General features: G+C 71.1%; 16 protein-coding genes and 1 pseudogene. 14 read left to right on the top strand and 3 right to left on the bottom strand.

The genetic code is table 11. The annotated features are described in order from the left end of the window. Positions 1–91: 91 nt before the first annotated feature. Positions 92–1,063, bottom strand: coding sequence for an LLM class flavin-dependent oxidoreductase (locus ABZ078_RS02975; RefSeq protein WP_356571000.1), 972 nt, complete (start codon positions 1,061–1,063; stop codon positions 92–94). A 106-nt stretch (positions 1,064–1,169) separates the two neighbouring features. On the opposite strand from ABZ078_RS02975, the gene ftsY reads away from it, so the two are divergent. Beyond that, positions 1,170–2,381 (top strand): signal recognition particle-docking protein FtsY, encoded by a 1,212-nt coding sequence (gene ftsY, locus ABZ078_RS02970; protein WP_356570998.1) that lies wholly within the window; start codon positions 1,170–1,172, stop codon positions 2,379–2,381. A 78-nt stretch (positions 2,382–2,459) separates the two neighbouring features. On the opposite strand, the gene ABZ078_RS02965 is transcribed toward ftsY, so the two are convergent. Continuing rightward, entirely contained in the window at positions 2,460–3,116 is a 657-nt protein-coding gene (locus tag ABZ078_RS02965) for a bifunctional DNA primase/polymerase (protein ID WP_356570996.1), read from the bottom strand. Positions 3,117–3,573: 457 nt separating this feature from the next. On the opposite strand from ABZ078_RS02965, the gene ABZ078_RS02960 reads away from it, so the two are divergent. From ABZ078_RS02960 to ABZ078_RS02935, 6 genes and pseudogenes are all read left to right on the top strand, one after another. Further along, positions 3,574–5,067 carry a hypothetical protein gene (locus tag ABZ078_RS02960; protein WP_356570995.1) on the top strand — a complete coding sequence of 498 codons (1,494 nt, stop codon included), beginning with the start codon at positions 3,574–3,576 and terminating at the stop codon, positions 5,065–5,067. Between the two features lie 338 nt (positions 5,068–5,405). After that, the gene (locus ABZ078_RS02955; RefSeq protein WP_356570993.1) at positions 5,406–6,749 is read left to right on the top strand and encodes an ammonium transporter; all 1,344 of its coding nucleotides are present in this window, start codon (positions 5,406–5,408) and stop codon (positions 6,747–6,749) included. Then, entirely contained in the window at positions 6,746–7,084 is a 339-nt protein-coding gene (locus ABZ078_RS02950) for a P-II family nitrogen regulator (protein ID WP_003997576.1), read from the top strand. Before ABZ078_RS02955 ends, ABZ078_RS02950 begins: the two co-directional genes overlap by 4 nt. A 24-nt stretch (positions 7,085–7,108) precedes the next feature. Further along, positions 7,109–9,556 carry a [protein-PII] uridylyltransferase gene (locus tag ABZ078_RS02945; RefSeq protein ID WP_356570991.1) on the top strand — a complete coding sequence of 816 codons (2,448 nt, stop codon included), beginning with the start codon at positions 7,109–7,111 and terminating at the stop codon, positions 9,554–9,556. Positions 9,557–9,640: 84 nt separating this feature from the next. Next, complete coding sequence (ffh, locus tag ABZ078_RS02940) at positions 9,641–11,194, top strand: signal recognition particle protein (protein WP_356570989.1); 1,554 nt, start codon at positions 9,641–9,643, stop codon at positions 11,192–11,194. A gap of 154 nt (positions 11,195–11,348) precedes the next feature. Continuing rightward, positions 11,349–12,011 (top strand): annotated as a pseudogene (locus tag ABZ078_RS02935) (AAA family ATPase); the annotation flags it as partial. 91 nt (positions 12,012–12,102) lie between these two features. On the opposite strand, the gene ABZ078_RS02930 reads toward ABZ078_RS02935, so the two are convergent. Beyond that, positions 12,103–12,960 (bottom strand): SAM-dependent methyltransferase, encoded by an 858-nt coding sequence (locus ABZ078_RS02930; RefSeq protein WP_356570987.1) that lies wholly within the window; start codon positions 12,958–12,960, stop codon positions 12,103–12,105. 197 nt (positions 12,961–13,157) lie between these two features. On the opposite strand from ABZ078_RS02930, the gene proS reads away from it, so the two are divergent. The 7 genes from proS to rplS all read left to right on the top strand — a co-directional run bounded on the left by proS (position 13,158) and on the right by rplS (position 18,412). Continuing rightward, positions 13,158–14,573 carry a proline--tRNA ligase gene (gene proS / locus ABZ078_RS02925; RefSeq protein WP_356570985.1) on the top strand — a complete coding sequence of 472 codons (1,416 nt, stop codon included), beginning with the start codon at positions 13,158–13,160 and terminating at the stop codon, positions 14,571–14,573. 261 nt (positions 14,574–14,834) lie between these two features. Continuing rightward, positions 14,835–15,431, top strand: coding sequence for a hypothetical protein (locus ABZ078_RS02920; protein WP_356570983.1), 597 nt, complete (start codon positions 14,835–14,837; stop codon positions 15,429–15,431). 356 nt (positions 15,432–15,787) lie between these two features. Further along, complete coding sequence (gene rpsP / locus ABZ078_RS02915; RefSeq protein WP_019758764.1) at positions 15,788–16,216, top strand: 30S ribosomal protein S16; 429 nt, start codon at positions 15,788–15,790, stop codon at positions 16,214–16,216. A gap of 2 nt (positions 16,217–16,218) precedes the next feature. Beyond that, positions 16,219–16,458 (top strand): RNA-binding protein, encoded by a 240-nt coding sequence (locus ABZ078_RS02910; protein WP_003973401.1) that lies wholly within the window; start codon positions 16,219–16,221, stop codon positions 16,456–16,458. Between the two features lie 84 nt (positions 16,459–16,542). After that, positions 16,543–17,094 (top strand): ribosome maturation factor RimM, encoded by a 552-nt coding sequence (rimM, locus tag ABZ078_RS02905; protein WP_356570981.1) that lies wholly within the window; start codon positions 16,543–16,545, stop codon positions 17,092–17,094. Next, positions 17,094–17,927: a tRNA (guanosine(37)-N1)-methyltransferase TrmD gene (gene trmD / locus ABZ078_RS02900; protein WP_356570979.1), complete on the top strand. Its 834-nt coding sequence runs from the start codon at positions 17,094–17,096 to the stop codon at positions 17,925–17,927. The genes rimM and trmD overlap by 1 nt, the downstream gene beginning before the upstream one ends. Before the next feature lie 134 nt (positions 17,928–18,061). Next, positions 18,062–18,412 carry a 50S ribosomal protein L19 gene (gene rplS, locus ABZ078_RS02895; protein ID WP_019760519.1) on the top strand — a complete coding sequence of 117 codons (351 nt, stop codon included), beginning with the start codon at positions 18,062–18,064 and terminating at the stop codon, positions 18,410–18,412. Positions 18,413–18,429: the final 17 nt, after the last annotated feature.

Here is an 18,429-nt window from a genome sequence, read left to right as displayed (position 1 = left end):
GCCAAGTCCCCGCTGCCCCTCTCCCCGTAACCCGCCGCCGCCCCGGCTCGGCCACTGCCCGAGCCGGGGCGGCGGTCTCCGGTACGACGGGTCATTCACCGAGCCCGGGCAGCACCCGCTCGCAGAACAACCGCAGGCTCCGCCACCCCTCCTCCACCGGCATCCCGCCCGACAAGGGGTGCAGGACGTGGGCGTCGTGGCCCAGCGCCACGCACTCCTCGGGCGTCACGATCCGGTAGACGCCCTCGGCACGCAGCTCCTCCACGGTCGTGGCCGCCGACTTCACCGCCGAGCGGATGTCGCCGGACTGCCAGGAGGCGTACGTCCGGGCCTCGTGCAGGAAGTGCCGGCCGTACTGAGCCCAGGCCCGGTCGGGATCCTCGGCGACGTGCAGCAGCGGTGTCTCGGCGGCCGGCATCATGGTCCAGCCCTCGGTGCCGTACTCGACGAGCCGCTCCTTGTAGTACGCCTCCAGCTCCGGCAGATGCGCGCTGGGGAAGAACGGCAGCCCCAGCCGGGCGGCCCGGCGGGCGGCGGCCTTCGAGGAGCCGCCGACCAGCAGCAGCGGGTGCGGATCGGTGAACGGGCGCGGAGTGACCCGTACCGTACGGCCCCGGTACTCGAAGGGCTCGCCGGTCCAGGCCTTCACAAGCGTCTCCAGCAGCTCGTCCTGGAGCTTGCCGCGCCGCTTCCAGTCCACGTCGAAGATCGCGTACTCCTCGGGCCGGTACCCGATGCCGGCGACCGTGACCAGCCGGCCGCCGCTCAGCAGATCCAGTACGGCGATCTCCTCGGCCAGCCGCAGCGGGTCGTGCAGCGGGCCGATGACCGCCGAGACGGTGACCGCGATACGCCGGGTCGCGCCGAAGACCGCCGCGGCGAAGGCGAACGGTGACGGCAGCCAGTTGTTCTCGGCGCCGTGGTGCTCCTCGGTCTGCACGGTGGCGATGCCGTGCTCGTCGGCGTACGCGGCCATCTCCAGGGCGGCCCGGTAGCGGGCGCCGAGTGAGGCGGGGGTCGCGTCGGGCTCGACGAGGTTGAACCTGACGACCGTGACGGGCATAGGGGTCCCCCTTCACCGGGCGGGTGGTGAAGGCGGACGTTAGCTGACGGTGTGTCAGACATCCAGAGGGGTGTCGCAGGACTCCATGGCCGATACTGGACGGGTTATGGACATCCTCATCCTTGCTGTAGTCATCGCCGTGGTCGTGCTCGGCGCGCTCGGTGGGCTGATCGTCGGCAGCCGACGCAAGAAGCAGCTGCCTCCGCCGCCCCCAGCCGCCCCCGACATCACCGCCCCTCCGGCCGAGCCGCACGTCGGCGACGAGGCCGAGACGCCGCGCGACGAACCGCGCCGGACCATAGAGGAGGTGGACCTTCCGGGCGGCGGGGCACCGACCGCCGTCGAGGAACCGCCCGTCGTCGAGGAGCTCCCGCCGACCGAGATCGAGGTCCCGGAGCCCACCGCCGGCCGCCTGATCCGCCTGCGCGCCCGGCTCTCCCGCTCGCAGAACGCCCTCGGCAAGGGGCTGCTCACGCTCCTGTCGCGCGAGCACCTCGACGAGGACACCTGGGAGGAGATCGAGGACATCCTCCTCACCGCCGACGTCGGCGTGCAGCCCACCCAGGAGCTGGTCGAGGGCCTGCGCGAGCGCGTGAAGGTGCTCGGCACCCGCACTCCCGAGGAACTGCGCGGCCTGCTCCGCGAGGAGCTGCTCAAGCTGGTCGGCACCGACATGGACCGCACGGTCAGGACCGAGCCGGAGGCCAGCAAGCCCGGCATCGTGATGGTCGTCGGCGTGAACGGCACCGGCAAGACCACCACCACCGGCAAGCTCGCCCGCGTCCTGGTGGCCGACGGCCGCAGCGTGGTCCTGGGCGCCGCCGACACCTTCCGTGCCGCCGCCGCCGACCAGCTCCAGACCTGGGGCGAGCGCGTCGGCGCCTACACGGTGCGCGGCCCGGAGGGCGGCGACCCCGCCTCCGTGGCCTTCGACGCGGTGAAGGAGGGCAAGGAGATGGGCTCCGACGTCGTCCTCATCGACACCGCCGGGCGCCTGCACACCAAGACCGGCCTCATGGACGAGCTCGGCAAGGTCAAGCGGGTCGTCGAGAAGCACGCGCCGCTGGACGAGGTGCTGCTCGTGCTGGACGCGACGACCGGCCAGAACGGCCTGGTCCAGGCCCGCGTCTTCGCCGAGGTCGTCGACATCACCGGCATCGTGCTCACCAAGCTGGACGGTACGGCCAAGGGCGGCATCGTCGTCGCGGTGCAGCGCGAGCTGGGCGTGCCGGTGAAGCTGGTCGGGCTGGGCGAGGGGGCCGACGATCTGGCGCCGTTCGAGCCGGAGGCGTTCGTGGATGCGCTTATCGGCGACTGAACGCACGTACGCGACGTACGTACCCGAGGAGAGCCCCACCCACGGTGCAGATGGTGTGGGGCTCCTTCGTGTCGAGGGCTACGCCCGCGACCGGTGTGCCACGTACGCCAGCGTCCCCAGCAGCAACCGCGCCGTCGGCGGCTTCGTGACCGTGTCCAGCTGGGGTGGCCGCAGCCACCGCACCGGGCCCAGCCCGCCCCGGTCGGACGGCGGTGCCGTGATGTGCGTACCGGGGCCGAGGCCGCGCAGGTCGAGGTGGGTCGGGTCGTCCCAGCCCATGCGGTACAGGAGCTCGGGGAGCTCGGCGGCGGCGCCGGGGGCGACGAGGAAGTGGGCGCGGCCCTCGGGGGTGGCGATGACCGGGCCGAGGGGGAGGCCCATGCGTTCGAGCCGGGTCAGCGCACGCCGTCCGGCGGGCTCGGCCACCTCGATCACGTCGAACGCCCGCCCGACCGGCAGCATCACCGCGGCGCCCGGGACCTCGGACCACGCCTTGGTGACCTCGTCGAGCGTGGCCCCGGCCCGCACCTCGGGCGCGAAGCCGAGGGGGTGTGCGCCGGGCGCGCGGCAGTCGGAGCGGCCGCACGAACAGGCGCCCGCCGCGGCTCGCGCGCCGGGCACCACGTCCCAGCCCCACAGTCCGGTGAACTCGGCGACGGCGGTGCACTCCGAGGAGCGGCCGCGTCGACGCGAGCCGGACCGGATCTCCCGGATGCCGCCGATCGTGAAGCCCATGCCCCCTCCAACGGGTCCAGTGCGCCGGTGGTTACGGCGCGGATGCACAAGGTGACCCTGTGTGTTCCTGGGCGGCCGGTTACCCGCTGACCCCGCTCGGTCAACGTGGCGCCCGGAAGCACTCGGGGTGGCCGACTCGACGACACGCGCCCCTGAGTGCTTCGCTCCGCCCACTCCTGGCCGTCCTATGTCAAGTGAATCGCGCGGAGGCGGCCGTGAGTTCATCCGAAGGGGTGGCGAATGGTGGCGATTCCGGGATCGCCATGGCTGAGGGCGTGATCGTAGGATTACCGTGTGTGCACGAGCCCTCGGGGCACGTCACCCGTGGGTATGCCGGAGGCAAGTCGACTTTCCGTTCGAAGGGTGACAACCGCGGGACGGGCGGCTGTATTTCCCGGCATTCTGATAAGGCTTGGCGCACTCGGTGACAAGTGGTCCAAGGGATGGGGGCGTTCCAGTGAGCGGCAACAGCGGAAGCGGTACGAGCGCCGGCAGCGCGTCGCACGCTGACAAGCGCCCGAACGAGCTGCTCACGTCCTGGTTCGTGCGCAGCGGCTGGTCCAAGGGCGAGCTCGCCCGCCAAGTGAACCGCCGCGCCCGCCAGTTGGGCGCCAACCACATCTCCACCGACACCTCGCGCGTACGCCGCTGGCTGGACGGCGAGAATCCCCGCGAGCCGATCCCGCGGATCCTGTCCGAGCTGTTCTCCGAGCGCTTCGGCTGCGTCGTCTCGGTCGAGGACCTCGGCCTGCGCGCCGCCCGCCAGTCACCCTCCGTGTCCGGCGTGGACCTGCCCTGGACGGGTCCGCAGACGGTGGCCCTGCTCAGCGAGTTCTCGCGCAGCGACCTGATGCTGGCGCGGCGCGGCTTCCTCGGGAGCTCGCTGGCCCTGTCCGCGGGCCCGGCGCTCATCGAACCGATGCAGCGCTGGCTGGTCCCCGCGCCGCCCGCCCCGTACCAGGAGCCCGCGCCCGTCCCGTCCTCACGGGCGCGTGGCCGGCTCTCCAAGCCCGAGCTGGACCTCCTGGAGTCCACCACCGTGATGTTCCGGCAGTGGGACGCCCAGTGCGGCGGCGGCCTGCGCCGCAAGGCGGTCGTGGGCCAGCTTCACGAGGTGACCGATCTCCTCCAGGAGCCCCAGCCCGAGGCCACCACCAAGAGGCTGTTCAAGGTCGCCGCCGAGCTGGCGGAGCTGGCCGGCTGGATGTCGTACGACGTCGGGCTCCAGGCCACCGCGCAGAAGTACTTCGTCCTCGCGCTGCACGCCGCCAAGGAGGCCGGCGACCGGCCGCTCGGCTCGTACGTCCTCTCCAGCATGAGCCGCCAGATGATCCACCTCGGTCGGCCCGACGACGCCCTGGAGCTGATCCACCTCGCGCAGTACGGCAGCCGGGACTGCGCGAGCCCGCGCACCCAGTCGATGCTGTATGCGATGGAGGCCCGCGCGTACGCGAACATGGGCCAGCCGGGCAAGTGCAAGCGGGCGGTCCGGATGGCCGAGGACACCTTCGCCGAGGCCGAGGACTGGGACGAGCCGGACCCGGACTGGATCCGCTTCTTCTCCGAGGCCGAGCTGTACGGCGAGAACTCCCACTCCTTCCGCGACCTCGCCTATGTTGCCGGCCGCAGCCCCACGTACGCCTCGCTCGCCGAGCCGCTGATGCAGAAGGCCGTGGACCTGTTCGCGAAGGACGGCGAGCACCAGCGGTCGTACGCACTGAACCTCATCGGCATGGCCACGGTCCATCTGCTGCGGCGCGAGCCGGGGCAGAGCGCGGCCTACGCCGAGCGGGCCATGCACATCGCCAAGAAGGTGCGCTCCGAGCGTGTCAACACTCGTATTCGAAAGACGGTCGACACGGCCGCCCGCGACTTCGGGGATCTCGCCGAGGTCGTGGACCTGACGGACAAGCTCGCCGTGGAGCTGCCCGAGACCGCGGAGGCGGTCTGAGGTCCCCGAGGCAACACTGGTATTCCCCAGATCCCCGGCTGCGGCCGGCCCTCCCGAACTGCCCGACTCGGCTCCCCCATGCCAGGTCATCGGAAGGCCGACCGCGGCCGGATCTCTTTTCCCTCAGTGAAGGTTGCGCCACGATAACGATCAGGCGGCCGCACATCCGGCAGTTCATCGACGCGTAACACAGCAGGCGCCCTTGTCACGGCGGCGAAACAACGAGGGGCTTCCACCGAAACCGCGCTGCGCCAATCTCGTGGCGCATAACCGGCCCGCCCCTCATTCCGCTCAGGCTTCGCCCGCACGGGGCCGTACCACATGACGAGGAGACGCCGATGGCACCAGCCATCATGATGGCGGCAGACAAGGTAGAGCTGTCGCCCGCCAACACAGGTTTCATGCTCATCTGTTCCGCCCTGGTGATGCTCATGACCCCGGGCCTGGCCTTCTTCTACGGAGGCATGGTCCGCGTCAAGAGCACCCTGAACATGCTGATGATGAGCTTCATCAGCCTGGGGATCGTCACCATCCTGTGGGTGTTGTACGGCTTCTCCATGGCGTTCGGCACCGACTCCGGCCACCTGATCGGCTGGAACTCCGACTGGGTCGGCCTCAGCGGGATCGACAAGAACGAGCTCTGGGGCTCGTACAACATCCCGCTTCTGACCTTCCTGGTCTTCCAGCTGATGTTCGCGATCCTCACGCCCGCCCTGATCAGCGGCGCGCTCGCGGACCGTGTGAAGTTCTCCGCCTGGGCGCTGTTCATCGCGCTGTGGGCCACGATCGTGTACTTCCCCGTCGCCCACTGGGTCTGGGGCGAGGGCGGCTGGGCCTTCGACATGGGCGTGATCGACTTCGCCGGCGGTACGGCGGTCCACATCAACGCGGGTGCCGCGGCGCTCGGTGTGATCCTGGTCATCGGCAAGCGCGTCGGCTTCAAGAAGGACCCGATGCGGCCGCACAGCCTGCCGCTGGTCATGCTCGGCGCCGGTCTGCTGTGGTTCGGCTGGTTCGGCTTCAACGCCGGTTCCTGGCTCGGCAACGACGACGGCGTCGGCTCCCTGATGTTCGTCAACACGCAGGTCGCCACCGCCGCGGCCATGCTGGCCTGGCTCGCCTACGAGAAGGTCCGCCACGGCGCGTGCACCACGCTGGGCGCCGCCTCCGGTGCGGTCGCGGGTCTGGTTGCCATCACCCCGGCCGGTGGCGCGGTCACTCCGATGGGCGCGATCGCCGTCGGTGCCATCGCCGGTGTCCTGTGTGCCATGGCCGTCGGCCTGAAGTACAAGTTCGGCTACGACGACTCGCTCGACGTCGTCGGTGTCCACCTCGTCGGTGGCATCGTCGGCTCCATCCTGATCGGCTTCTTCGCCAGCGGTAAGGGCCAGTCCGAGGCCGCGGGCGTCTTCTACGGCGACCACAAGTTCGACCAGCTGTGGAAGCAGCTCGCCGGTGTCGGCGGTGTGCTCGCCTACTCGCTGATCGTCTCCGCGCTGCTCGCGTTCGTCCTGCACAAGACCATCGGCATGCGGGTCCCCGAGGACGAGGAGGTCGCCGGCATCGACCAGGCCGAGCACGCCGAGACCGCATACGACTTCAGCGGCGCCGGTGGCGGTGCCGCCAAGACCGCCGTCACGGCCCCGGTCGCCGCGGCGGCGAGCAAGAAGGTGGACGCATGAAGCTCATCACCGCAGTCGTCAAGCCCCACCGGCTCGACGAGATCAAGGAAGCCCTCCAGGCGTTCGGGGTCCACGGCCTGACGGTCACCGAGGCGAGCGGCTACGGTCGTCAGCGGGGCCACACCGAGGTCTACCGCGGTGCCGAATACACCGTCGACCTGGTCCCGAAGATCCGCATCGAGGTGCTGGCCGAGGACGACGACGCCGAGCAGCTGATCGACGTCATCGTCAAGGCCGCCCGCACCGGCAAGATCGGTGACGGCAAGGTCTGGTCCCTCCCGGTCGAGACGGCCGTACGGGTTCGGACCGGCGAGCGCGGGCCCGACGCGCTCTGACACAGGAGAACAGGAGTCGCTGGGGTGTCGAGTACGGACATGCACAACGAAGCAGAGGACTCGGGACCCAGCGGCTACGCGGCGGCCCGGCTGCGCCTCCTCACCGAGGGGGCGCGGTCCGGGCCGCCGCGCCGCTCCGCCCTCGCGGACCTCACCGACGACTGGCTGACCGGCCTGTTCGCCGCCGGCGCCGAGGGGCTGCGCGGCGTCTCCCTGGTCGCGGTCGGCGGCTACGGCCGCGGCGAGCTGTCCCCGCGCAGCGACCTGGACCTGCTCCTGCTGCACGACGGCGGCGACAACAAGGCGGTGTCCGCCCTGGCCGACCGCATCTGGTACCCCGTGTGGGACCTCGGCCTCGCCCTCGACCACTCCGTGCGGACGCCCGCCGAGGCCCGTAAGACGGCCGGCGAGGACCTCAAGGTCCAGCTCGGTCTGCTGGACGCCCGGCACATCGCCGGCGACCTCGGCCTGACGGCGGGACTGCGGACGGCGGTCCTGGCCGACTGGCGCAACCAGGCGCCCAAGCGGCTGCCGGAACTCCAGGAGCTGTCCGCCGAGCGCGCCGAGCGCCAGGGCGAGTTGCAGTACCTCCTGGAACCCGATCTGAAGGAAGCCCACGGTGGTCTGCGGGACGCCACCATCCTGCGCGCCGTCGCCGCCTCCTGGCTGGCCGACGCCCCACGCGAGGGCCTCGCCGACGCCCGGCGCCGGCTGCTCGACGTCCGGGACGCGCTGCACCTGACCACCGGGCGCGCGACCGACCGGCTCGCGCTCCAGGAGCAGGACCAGGTCGCGGCCGAGCTCGGCCTGCTCGACGCCGACACCCTGCTGCGGCAGGTCTACGAGGCGGCGCGGGTCATCTCGTATGCGAGCGATGTCACTTGGCGTGAAGTGGGGCGCGTGTTGCGATCGCGCGCCGTCCGGCCGCGCCTGCGCGCCATGCTGGGCGGCGGGAAGCCGACCGCCGAGCGCTCACCGCTGGCCGAGGGTGTCGTGGAACAGGACGGCGAGGTGGTGCTCGCCCGCGCCGCACGCCCCGACCGCGACCCGGTGCTCCCGCTGCGCGCCGCGGCCGCCGCGGCGCAGGCCGGACTCCCGCTCTCCCTGCACGCCGTACGGCGCATGGCGGCCGGTGTGCGCCCGCTGCCCACGCCCTGGCCCGCCGAGGCGCGCGAGCAACTCGTGACCCTGCTGGGCTCCGGGCGACCGACGATCGACGTGTGGGAGGCCCTGGAGGCCGAAGGGCTGATCACTCACTTCCTGCCCGACTGGGACCGGGTGCGCTGCCGTCCGCAGCGCAACGCCGTGCACGTCTGGACCGTCGACCGGCACCTCATCGAGACGGCCGTCCGCGCCTCCGAGTTCACCCGCCGCGTGCACCGCCCCGACCTCCTGCTGGTCGCCGCGCTGCTGCACGACATCGGCAAGGGCTGGCCCGGCGACCACTCGGTGGCCGGCGAGATCATCGTCAAGGACGTGGCCGCGCGCATCGGCTTCGATCGCGACGACGTGACCGTGCTCTCCACCCTCGTACGCCATCACCTGCTGCTCGTCGAGACCGCCACCCGGCGCGACCTGGAGGACCCGGCCACCGTGCGCTCGGTCGCCGAGGCCGTCGGCTCCCAGGGCACCCTGGAGCTGCTGCACGCCCTGACGGAGGCGGACGCCCTGGCCACCGGCCCGGCGGCCTGGTCGTCCTGGCGCGGCTCGCTCGTCGCCGACCTGGTGAAACGGGTCGCGGCCGTACTCGCCGGGGACGACCTCGACGAACCCGAGGCCGCCGCGCCCACGGCCGAGCAGGAGCGGCTCGCCATCGAGGCGATCGCCACGGGCAGCCCCGTGCTGTCGCTGCGCGCGCAGACCGAGCCGCCGACCGAGGAGCAGCCCTCCGGCGACCCCGAGCCGCTCGGCGTGGAGCTCCTCATCGCCGTACCGGACCAGCCCGGCGTGCTGCCCGCGGTGGCCGGCGTCCTCGCGATGCACCGCCTGACCGTCCGCACCGCGGAACTCAGCACCCTCGACCTGCCCGACGGCGTCGACGGCTCCGTCCTGCTGCTGAACTGGCGGGTCGCCGCCGAGTACGGCTCCCTGCCGCAGGCCGCCCGGCTGCGCGCCGACCTCGTACGTGCCCTGGACGGCTCGCTGGACATCGCCGGCCGCCTCGCCGAGCGGGACGCCGCGTACCCGCGCCGCCGGGGTGTCGTGGCGCCGCCGCCGAGGGTGTCGGTGCACCCGGCCGCCTCCCGGCTGGCCACGGTGATCGAGGTACGGGCCCAGGACGCGCCGGGACTGCTGTTCCGGATCGGCCGGGCGCTGGAGGACGCGAGCGTACGGGTGCGCAGTGCGCATGTCAGCACGCTGGGCGCGAACGCCGTCGACGCGTTCTATGTCACAGGCCCCGAAGGCGCCCCGCTGCCCGGCGAGGAGGCCGCGTCCGTGGCCCGGAAACTGGAGGAGACCTTGCGGGGCTGAACCGGGGATCCCGGCAACCTGTGTCGCCGGGATACCCTGGAGGGCGATTCCCAGCTGCCACCGACCCCGAGGACCGCGAGCGCCGTGTTCGATACTCTCTCCGATCGCCTCTCAGCGACTTTCAAGAACCTGCGCGGCAAGGGACGGCTCTCCGAGGCGGACATCGACGCCACAGCGCGCGAGATCCGCATCGCACTCCTCGAAGCGGACGTGGCGCTGCCGGTCGTCCGGACGTTCATCAAGAACGTCAAGGAGCGCGCCCTCGGCGCCGAGGTCTCCAAGGCGCTGAACCCCGCCCAGCAGGTCCTGAAGATCGTCAACGACGAGCTCGTCACGATCCTCGGCGGTGAGACCCGGCGCCTGCGCTTCGCCAAGCAGCCGCCCACCGTGATCATGCTGGCGGGTCTGCAGGGTGCCGGTAAGACCACCCTCGCGGGCAAGCTCGGCCGCTGGCTGAAGGAGCAGGGCCACTCGCCGCTGCTCGTGGCCTGTGACCTCCAGCGCCCGAACGCCGTCAACCAGCTCAGCGTCGTCGCCGACCGCGCCGGTGTCGCGGTCTACGCGCCCGAGCCGGGCAACGGCGTGGGCGACCCGGTCAAGGTCGCCAAGGACTCCATCGAGCACGCCAAGTCCAAGGTCCACGACATCGTGATCGTGGACACCGCCGGCCGCCTGGGCATCGACCAGGAGATGATGCAGCAGGCCGCGGACATCCGGGACGCGGTCTCCCCGGACGAGATCCTGTTCGTCGTCGACGCGATGATCGGTCAGGACGCCGTCAACACCGCCGAGGCCTTCCGCGACGGCGTCGGCTTCGACGGCGTGGTGCTCTCCAAGCTCGACGGTGACGCCCGCGGTGGTGCGGCCCTGTCGATCCGGCAGATCACCGGCAAGCCGATCATGTTCGCGTCGAACGGCGAGAAGCTCGACGACTTCGACGCCTTCCACCCGGACCGGATGGCCTCCCGCATCCTCGACATGGGTGACCTGCTCACCCTGATCGAGCAGGCGGAGAAGACCTTCGACCAGGCCGAAGCCCAGAAGATGGCCGAGAAGCTGGCCTCCAAGAAGGGCCAGGACTTCACCCTCGACGACTTCCTGGCCCAGATGGAGCAGGTCAGGAAGATGGGCTCCATCTCCAAGCTGCTCGGCATGCTCCCGGGCATGGGCCAGATCAAGGACCAGATCAACAACCTCGACGAGCGCGATGTCGACCGCACCGCCGCGATCATCAAGTCGATGACGCCGGGCGAGCGTCAGGACCCGACGATCATCAACGGCTCGCGACGCGCCCGGATCGCCCGCGGTTCCGGCGTCGAGGTCAGCGCGGTCAAGAACCTCGTCGAGCGGTTCTTCGAGGCCCGCAAGATGATGTCCCGCATGGCACAGGGCGGCGGTATGCCCGGTATGCCGGGGATCCCGGGCATGGGCGGCGGCCCCGGCCGCGCCAAGAAGCAGCCGAAGAAGGCCAAGGGCAAGCAGCGCTCGGGCAACCCGATGAAGCGCAAGCAGCAGGAGCAGGAGGAGGCCGCCCGCCGCGCCGCCGCCGCTCAGGCCGGAGGCGCCTTCGGTCTGCCGGGTCAGCAGGCGGGGCAGGACTTCGAGTTGCCGGACGAGTTCAAGAAGTTCATGGGCTGACGGCTCGTTTCCTACGACCGTCTCGGCGCGTACGTCACTGAGGGCGCCCCTTCCTCGCGGGAGGGGCGCCCTCAGCGCATGGGTGGCCGACGGGACACGCGGCCGCTGGCGGGCACTGTGACGTGATCCGGGGCGAGCTCAGGAGCGCCCGGGACTGCTCGCAGGGTCGCCCGGCACCGGCAGGATCCTGCTGGCGCGTGCCGTGGCGGGCGAGGCGGGGGTGCCGTTCCTCTCCGCCTCCGCCTCCGAGTTCATCGAGATGGTCGTCGGGGTCGGCGCGTCCCGCCTCCGGGAGCTGTTCGCCGAGGCCCGCGAGGTGGCGCCGTCGACCATCTTCATCGACGAGATCGACACCATCGGACGGATACGGGGCGGCGGCGCCTCGGTGAGCGGTCACGACGAGCGCGAGCAGCGCCGACATCCCCGACCCGGCGCTGACCCGGCCCGGCCGCTTCGACCGGGTGGTCGACGTGGCACCGCCCGACCGCGGCGGACGCGAGGCGATCCCGCGGATCCACACCCGCGACATCCCGCTCGCCCCGGACGCGGACCTGGCCCGGCCGGCCCGCACGACCCCCGGCATGACAGGTGCGGATCTGGCCAATCTCGCCAACGAGGCCGCCCTGCTCACGGTCAAGCGCAAGCAGGACGGGCGCCGACCCTACTGAGCGAGTGCGTCGGCCGGCCGTCCGCCCTGCCCGGCGACGCCCAGCGGGCGTACGGGCTCTCGGCCGCCCCGCAGACCCTCGACGTGATCGACACCGAGATGCGCCGGATCGTCGACGAGTGCTACGAGGAGGCATGCCGCGAACCCCGCGGGCAGTCGGACGCCCCGGATCGCCAGGATCACGCGGTTGACGAAGGACGACGCCCAGTAGGGCGGGGCCCGCCCAGGGGCGACCGCCGGATCAGGGCACGCGCGCGATCAGGTACCGGAACACGTTCGGCATCCACACCGTCCCGTCCCGCCGCTGATGCGGATGCAGCGCCTCGGCCAACTCCTTGTCCACCTGCGCCTGGTCGGTCGCCGCGATCGCCCCGTCGAACAAGCCCGTCGACAGCAGTCCGCGCACGGCGCTCTCGACGTCCGCGTACCCGAAGGGGCACGCCACCCGCCCGGAACCGTCGGGCCGCAGCCCCGCCCGCTGGACGACCTCCTCCAGGTCGTCGCGCAGGGCGGGCCGCCAACTGGCCGTCCCGCGCAGGGGATCGGCCAGCTTCGTGGCGACCCGCAGCACCGACGACGTGGCGCAGCGCTCCGGCGGACCCCAGCCGGCGAGCACCACGGGCGCCCCTCGCTCGACGAACGGCCTCGCGTCCGCAAGCGCCTCACCGAGCCCGTCCGAGTCGCCCGCGAGGCACCCGATGGGCTCGAAAGCGGTCACCAGGGTGTACGCGGAGGTCCGCGCGTCCGCCGCGCCGCGAGGCGAGCCGTCGACGAGCCGGGTGCCGGCACGCGCGCGCGTGTCCCCCGCCTCGGGCAGCAGCCGCTCTCGCGCGAGCGCCAGCCGTTCGGGGGAGGAGGACTCGACACCCGTGACGGCCGCGCCTCTGGACGCCGCCATCAAAAGGGCGAGCCCACTGCCGCAGCCGAGGCCCAGCAGCCGGGTGCCGGGCCCGACCGCCAGTCGCTCGTAGACGGCCTCGTAGAGCGGAACCAGCATCCGTTCCTGGATCTCGGACCAGTCACGCGCGCGTGCACACAGATCCACGCGGGCTGCCGCTCCCGCGTGAGGTAGGTGCTGCCGCACGAGCGTAGGTGTCATCGAAAGCGCCCCAATCCGCCGAGAGTTGTCTCTGTGCCCGATTCCGTGGCCCCCGTGACATGCGCTCGGGCTCTCCCGTATGCCAGGAAACTCCGCACCCGTCGCCGCGTCCAGGGGTCGCGGGGCCCGGTTTGTGGCTTCCCTGTGTGCGTGGCCAGAATTCACATTCCGGCAACGTGTCCCCGTACCATCTCGCCATGGCCAAGGCACCCGTTCTCACCCCGCAGGCGGACGACTTCCCGCGCTGGTACCAGGATCTGATCAACAAGGCCGAACTGGCCGACAACGGTCCGGTGCGCGGCACCATGGTCATCCGACCGTACGGGTACGGACTGTGGGAGCGGATGCAGGCCGAGATGGACGCCCGCATCAAGGAGACGGGCACTCAGAACGCGTACTTCCCGCTGCTGATCCCGCAGTCGTACCTCACGCGCGAGGCGGACCACGTCGAGGGCTTCGCGCCGGAGCTCGCGGTCGTCACGCACGGCGGCGGCAAGGAACTGGAGGAGCCGGCGGTCGTCCGCCCCACCTCCGAGATGATCATCAACGACTACTTCTCGAAGTGGGTGCAGAGCTACCGCGACCTGCCCCTGCTGATCAACCAGTGGGCGAACGTGGTCCGTTGGGAGCTCAGGCCCCGCCTCTTCCTGCGTACGACCGAGTTCCTCTGGCAGGAGGGGCACACCGCGCACGCCACCCGCGAGGACGCCCGCGACTTCGCCGCGCACATCCACCGCCGGGTCTACGAGGACTTCATGGTGAACGTCCTCGCGATGGACGTCCTCCCCGGCCGCAAGACCGCCAGGGAACGCTTCGCCGGGGCCATCAACACGCTCACGCTCGAAGGGATGATGGGCGACGGCAAGGCCCTGCAGATGGCCACCAGCCACGAACTCGGCCAGAACTTCGCCAGGGCCTTCAACACCTCGTACCTGTCGAAGGACGGCACCCAGGAGCTGGTCTGGCAGACCTCCTGGGGCTCGACCACCCGCATGATCGGCGCCCTCGTCATGATGCACGGCGACGACAACGGCCTGCGGGTCCCCCCACGCCTGGCCCAGACCCAGGCCGTCGTCCTCGCCATCAAGGGCGACGAAGCGGTTCTGGCCAAGGTCCGCGAGATCGGCGATCGGCTGAAGGCCGCCGGCATCCGCGCCCACGTCGACGACCGCACCGACACCCCCTTCGGCCGCCGCGCGGTCGACTGGGAGCTCAAGGGCGTGCCCGTACGGATCGAGGTCGGCCCCCGTGACCTGGAGAACGGCACCGCGATGCTGGCCCGACGGATCCCCGGCGGCAAGGAGCCGGTCGCGCTGGACGCCCTGGTGGGCCTGCTCCCCGCGATCCTCGAAGAGGACCAGGCGCTGCTGCTGACCCAGTCCCGTGAGCGCCGCGAGTCCCGTACGTCGGAGGTGTCCACGATCGAGCAGGCCGTCGACGCGGCCACCGCCGGCGGCTGGGCGCGCATCCCGTGGTCGACGCTCGGCGAAGCGGGCGAGGCCAAGCTCGCCGAGCACGCCGTGACCGTACGGTGTCTGGTCGCCGAGGACGGGTCGGTGCCGGAGGCCGATGACGCCCCGGGTAACGTCGCGGTCGTGGCGCGCGCTTACTGAGATGACGCCCGTGCGGAACGAGAGCGGCCGAAACGCCTCTTGCGCATTCGGGGACCTCAGCCGCATCGGCGTGTGGACGAGGTCTACGCGCCGGTGCGTACGTCAGGCTACGCACCGGCTTGGTATGAGCTGTGAGGCTTCTCCGCAGATCGACGCACCCGCCCTCGTCGTGGCGCATCATTCGCAACTGACGGGTACGTGCAAATTATTTGGGATGCCCCGGAATCGGAACACAGCGGCACCCCGGCTCGTTGTCATTACGTGAGCACGACACAGACACCACCTGTTCTCGCCGCAGAGCTGGCACAGGCGTGGGCCGACATTCAGCGGTACCACCCCGAGCTGCCAGATCTCGCCGCGCCAGAGTCCCTGATCGGGGAGTCGTCGTCCGCGTGCGGTCACGAGCTCTCCTTCGAGCGACTGCTCCATGAGGCAGTCCATGGCATCGCCGCCTCGCGCGGCGTCCGCGACACCTCCCGCGCGGGCCGCTACCACAACCGCAGATTCCTCGCCATCGCCGAGGAACTGGGCCTGGACCACCCCGAGGAACCGCACCCCAGCAGCGGCTTCTCCCTGGTCACGCTCAACCCGGAGGCCAAGCGCCGCTACCGCCCGACCATCGAACGCCTCCAGCGCGCCCTGAAGGCCCACACCGCGGCGACCTCCGCCGACACGAGCAGGACCTTCCGGGGCCCGGCCGCCCGCCACGGCTCCTCCGGCGGTGGCGTCCGCGTCAAGGCGGTGTGCGACTGCGGCCGTAACGTCCGGGTCGTCCCGTCGGTGCTGGCGCAGGCGCCGATCGTGTGCGGCGGCTGCGGGAAGCCGTTCCGGATCCCGGAGGTCATGGGAGCGGCGTGATCGCGTGGCGTCCAGCACCGGCAACTCGTGGCTGCCGGTCGGGCGAACGCCTTCGTCGGTACGCGTGCCGCCGGGGTGCCGCCTCTCGTGGAGGCACCCTGTCGGCGCCGGGTTGCGCGGCCTGCCCCGACGGCACCCTTGTCGCCGGGTGCCACTGAGTCATGCCCGTGCGTCCGCCCCGCCCCCTCGGCCGAAAGCGACCCGCGGGGTGTGGCACAATGGCTAGCTGTACTCGACAGCCGCACAGGACCCCTCTCTCCTCCGGCTGACGCGTCCATCGGGCACTCGGGTACCGCAACCCCACGCGGCTTCTCTCGCCGTGCCCAACCACGTCAAATCCAGGAGAACCCACTCCCGTGGCAGTCAAGATCAAGCTGAAGCGTCTGGGCAAGATCCGTTCGCCTCACTACCGCATCGTCGTCGCCGACTCCCGCACCCGTCGTGACGGCCGTGCGATCGAGGAGATCGGCAAGTACCACCCGACGTACAACCCGTCGGTCATCGAGGTCGACGCCGAGCGCGTGGCGTACTGGCTCGGTGTCGGCGCCCAGCCGACCGAGCCCGTGCTCGCCATCCTGAAGAAGACCGGCGACTGGCAGAAGTTCAAGGGCGAGCCCGCCCCGGCTCCGCTGCTCGTCGCCGAGCCGAAGAAGGCGCGCCCGTCGTTCGAGGCCCTCGGTGGCGACGACGAGGGCAAGGGTGAGGCGATCACCCAGAAGAAGAAGGCTGACAAGAAGGACGAGGCCGCGGCCGAGTCGTCTTCGTCTGAGCCGACCGAGGCCTGAGCATGCTCGAGGAGGCTCTCGAGCACCTCGTGAAGGGCATCGTCGACAACCCTGACGATGTGCAGGTCGCCTCGCGCAACCTGCGTCGTGGGCGTGTGCTCGAGGTCCGGGTCCACCCCGACGACCTCGGCAAGGTGATCGGCCGCAACGGCCGCACCGCACGTGCTCTGCGCACCGTCGTGGGCGCCATCGGCGGTCGCGGTGTCCGCGTCGACCTCGTCGACGTGGACCACGTCCGCTGACGCCGAACGCAGCACCGGCTCGGGCCGGGGAGGGCCACTGGGCCGTCCCCGGCCCGACGTCGTGATGACAGGAGATCTTCGAAAGTGCAGCTCGTAGTCGCGCGGATCGGCCGCGCCCATGGCATCAAGGGCGAGGTCACCGTCGAGGTCCGTACCGACGAGCCGGAACTGCGGCTCGCGCCCGGCGCCGTCCTGCTCACCGATCCCGCCGCGGTGGGCCCGCTCACCATCGAGACTGGCCGGGTGCACAGCAGCCGCCTCCTGCTCCGCTTCGAGGGCGTCACCGACCGCACCGCGGCCGAGGCCCTGCGCAACACCCTCCTGATCGCCGAGGTCGACCCGGACGAGCTGCCCGAGGAGGAGGACGAGTACTACGACCACCAGCTGATCGACCTGGACGTGGTCACCGCCGACGGCGCGGAGGTCGGCCGGATCACCGAGATCTCGCACCTGCCCTCCCAGGACCTCTTCATCGTGGAACGGCCCGACGGCAGCGAGGTGATGATCCCGTTCGTCGAGGAGATCGTCGTCGAGATCGACCTGCAGGAGCAGCGGGCGGTCATCACCCCGCCGCCGGGTCTGATCGACGACCGGGCCGACATCGCCTCGTCCCGTGACACGGAGGCCGAGAGCTGATGCGGCTCGACGTCGTCACGATCTTCCCCGAGTACCTGGAGCCGCTGAACGTCTCCCTCGTCGGCAAGGCACGCGCGCGTGGACAGCTGAACGTGCGGGTGCACGACCTGCGGGACTTCACGTACGACCGCCACCACACGGTCGACGACACGCCGTACGGCGGCGGCCCCGGCATGGTCATGAAGACCGAGCCCTGGGCGGACGCGCTGGACTCCGTCCTGGCGGACGGCTACGAGACGGGCGCGCACGCGCCGTCCCTGATCGTCCCCACGCCCAGCGGCCGCCCCTTCACCCAGGAACTCGCCGTCGAGCTCTCCGAGCGGCCCTGGCTGATCTTCACGCCGGCCCGCTACGAGGGCATCGACCGCCGCGTCATCGACGAGTACGCGACCCGGATGCCCGTCCACGAGGTGTCCATCGGCGACTACGTCCTCGCCGGCGGCGAGGCGGCCGTACTGGTCATCACGGAGGCCGTGGCCCGGCTACTGCCCGGCGTCCTCGGGAACGCCGAATCGCACCGGGACGACTCCTTCGCACCCGGCGCCATGGCCAACCTCCTGGAGGGCCCCGTCTACACCAAGCCGCCCCAGTGGCGCGGCCGGGGCATCCCCGACGTGCTGCTCAGCGGCCACCACGGCAAGATCGCCCGCTGGCGCCGCGACGAGGCGCTCAGGCGTACGACGGCGAACCGCCCCGACCTCATCGAGCGCTGCGACCCCAAGGCCTTCGACAAGAAGGACCGCGAGATGCTCTCCATCCTGGGCTGGATGCCCGACCCCGAAGGGGAGCGGTTCGGCCGATTTTGGCGCAGGACCGACGGCGTGGAAGAATAGGTCGCTGTTGTGCGCCGTCCGGCGTGCGCCCCTGCCACAGGGGGACACGACGCCCGCCCCGACGCGCACGACTCTCATCCAGAACACCTAGTTCCCGTTGATGACCTGTGGCATCAGCGAAGAAAGCAGACGAAATGTCTCACCTGCTCGACTCCGTCGACGCCGCGTCGCTGCGCAGCGACGTCCCGGCCTTCCGCCCGGGCGACACCGTCAACGTCCACGTCCGCGTCATCGAGGGCAACCGCTCCCGTGTGCAGCAGTTCAAGGGCGTTGTGATCCGCCGTCAGGGCGCCGGCGTGCGCGAGACCTTCACGGTCCGCAAGGTCTCCTTCTCCGTCGGCGTCGAGCGCACCTTCCCGGTGCACACCCCGATCGTCGAGAAGATCGAGCTCGTCACCCGCGGTGACGTGCGTCGCGCCAAGCTGTACTACCTGCGCGACCTGCGCGGCAAGGCCGCGAAGATCAAGGAGAAGCGCGAGAGCTGAGCGCTTGCGGGGGATCG

Origin of the sequence: Streptomyces sp. NPDC006385 (genome assembly GCF_040612485.1) — a bacterium.
Classification (GTDB): domain Bacteria; phylum Actinomycetota; class Actinomycetes; order Streptomycetales; family Streptomycetaceae; genus Streptomyces.
The sequence above is the reverse complement of the archived record's forward strand: the minus strand, read 5'-3'. Positions and strand labels throughout refer to the sequence as shown.

Coding starts and splice junctions, on each gene's coding strand:
- ABZ078_RS02975 (WP_356571000.1), bottom strand. CDS start 1,063: ATGCCCGTCACGGTCGTCAGGTTCAACCTCGTCGAGCCCGACGCGACC.
- ftsY (WP_356570998.1), top strand. CDS start 1,170: ATGGACATCCTCATCCTTGCTGTAGTCATCGCCGTGGTCGTGCTCGGC.
- ABZ078_RS02965 (WP_356570996.1), bottom strand. CDS start 3,116: ATGGGCTTCACGATCGGCGGCATCCGGGAGATCCGGTCCGGCTCGCGT.
- ABZ078_RS02955 (WP_356570993.1), top strand. CDS start 5,406: ATGGCACCAGCCATCATGATGGCGGCAGACAAGGTAGAGCTGTCGCCC.
- ABZ078_RS02950 (WP_003997576.1), top strand. CDS start 6,746: ATGAAGCTCATCACCGCAGTCGTCAAGCCCCACCGGCTCGACGAGATC.
- ABZ078_RS02930 (WP_356570987.1), bottom strand. CDS start 12,960: ATGACACCTACGCTCGTGCGGCAGCACCTACCTCACGCGGGAGCGGCA.
- proS (WP_356570985.1), top strand. CDS start 13,158: ATGGCCAAGGCACCCGTTCTCACCCCGCAGGCGGACGACTTCCCGCGC.
- ABZ078_RS02910 (WP_003973401.1), top strand. CDS start 16,219: ATGCTCGAGGAGGCTCTCGAGCACCTCGTGAAGGGCATCGTCGACAAC.
- trmD (WP_356570979.1), top strand. CDS start 17,094: ATGCGGCTCGACGTCGTCACGATCTTCCCCGAGTACCTGGAGCCGCTG.
- rplS (WP_019760519.1), top strand. CDS start 18,062: ATGTCTCACCTGCTCGACTCCGTCGACGCCGCGTCGCTGCGCAGCGAC.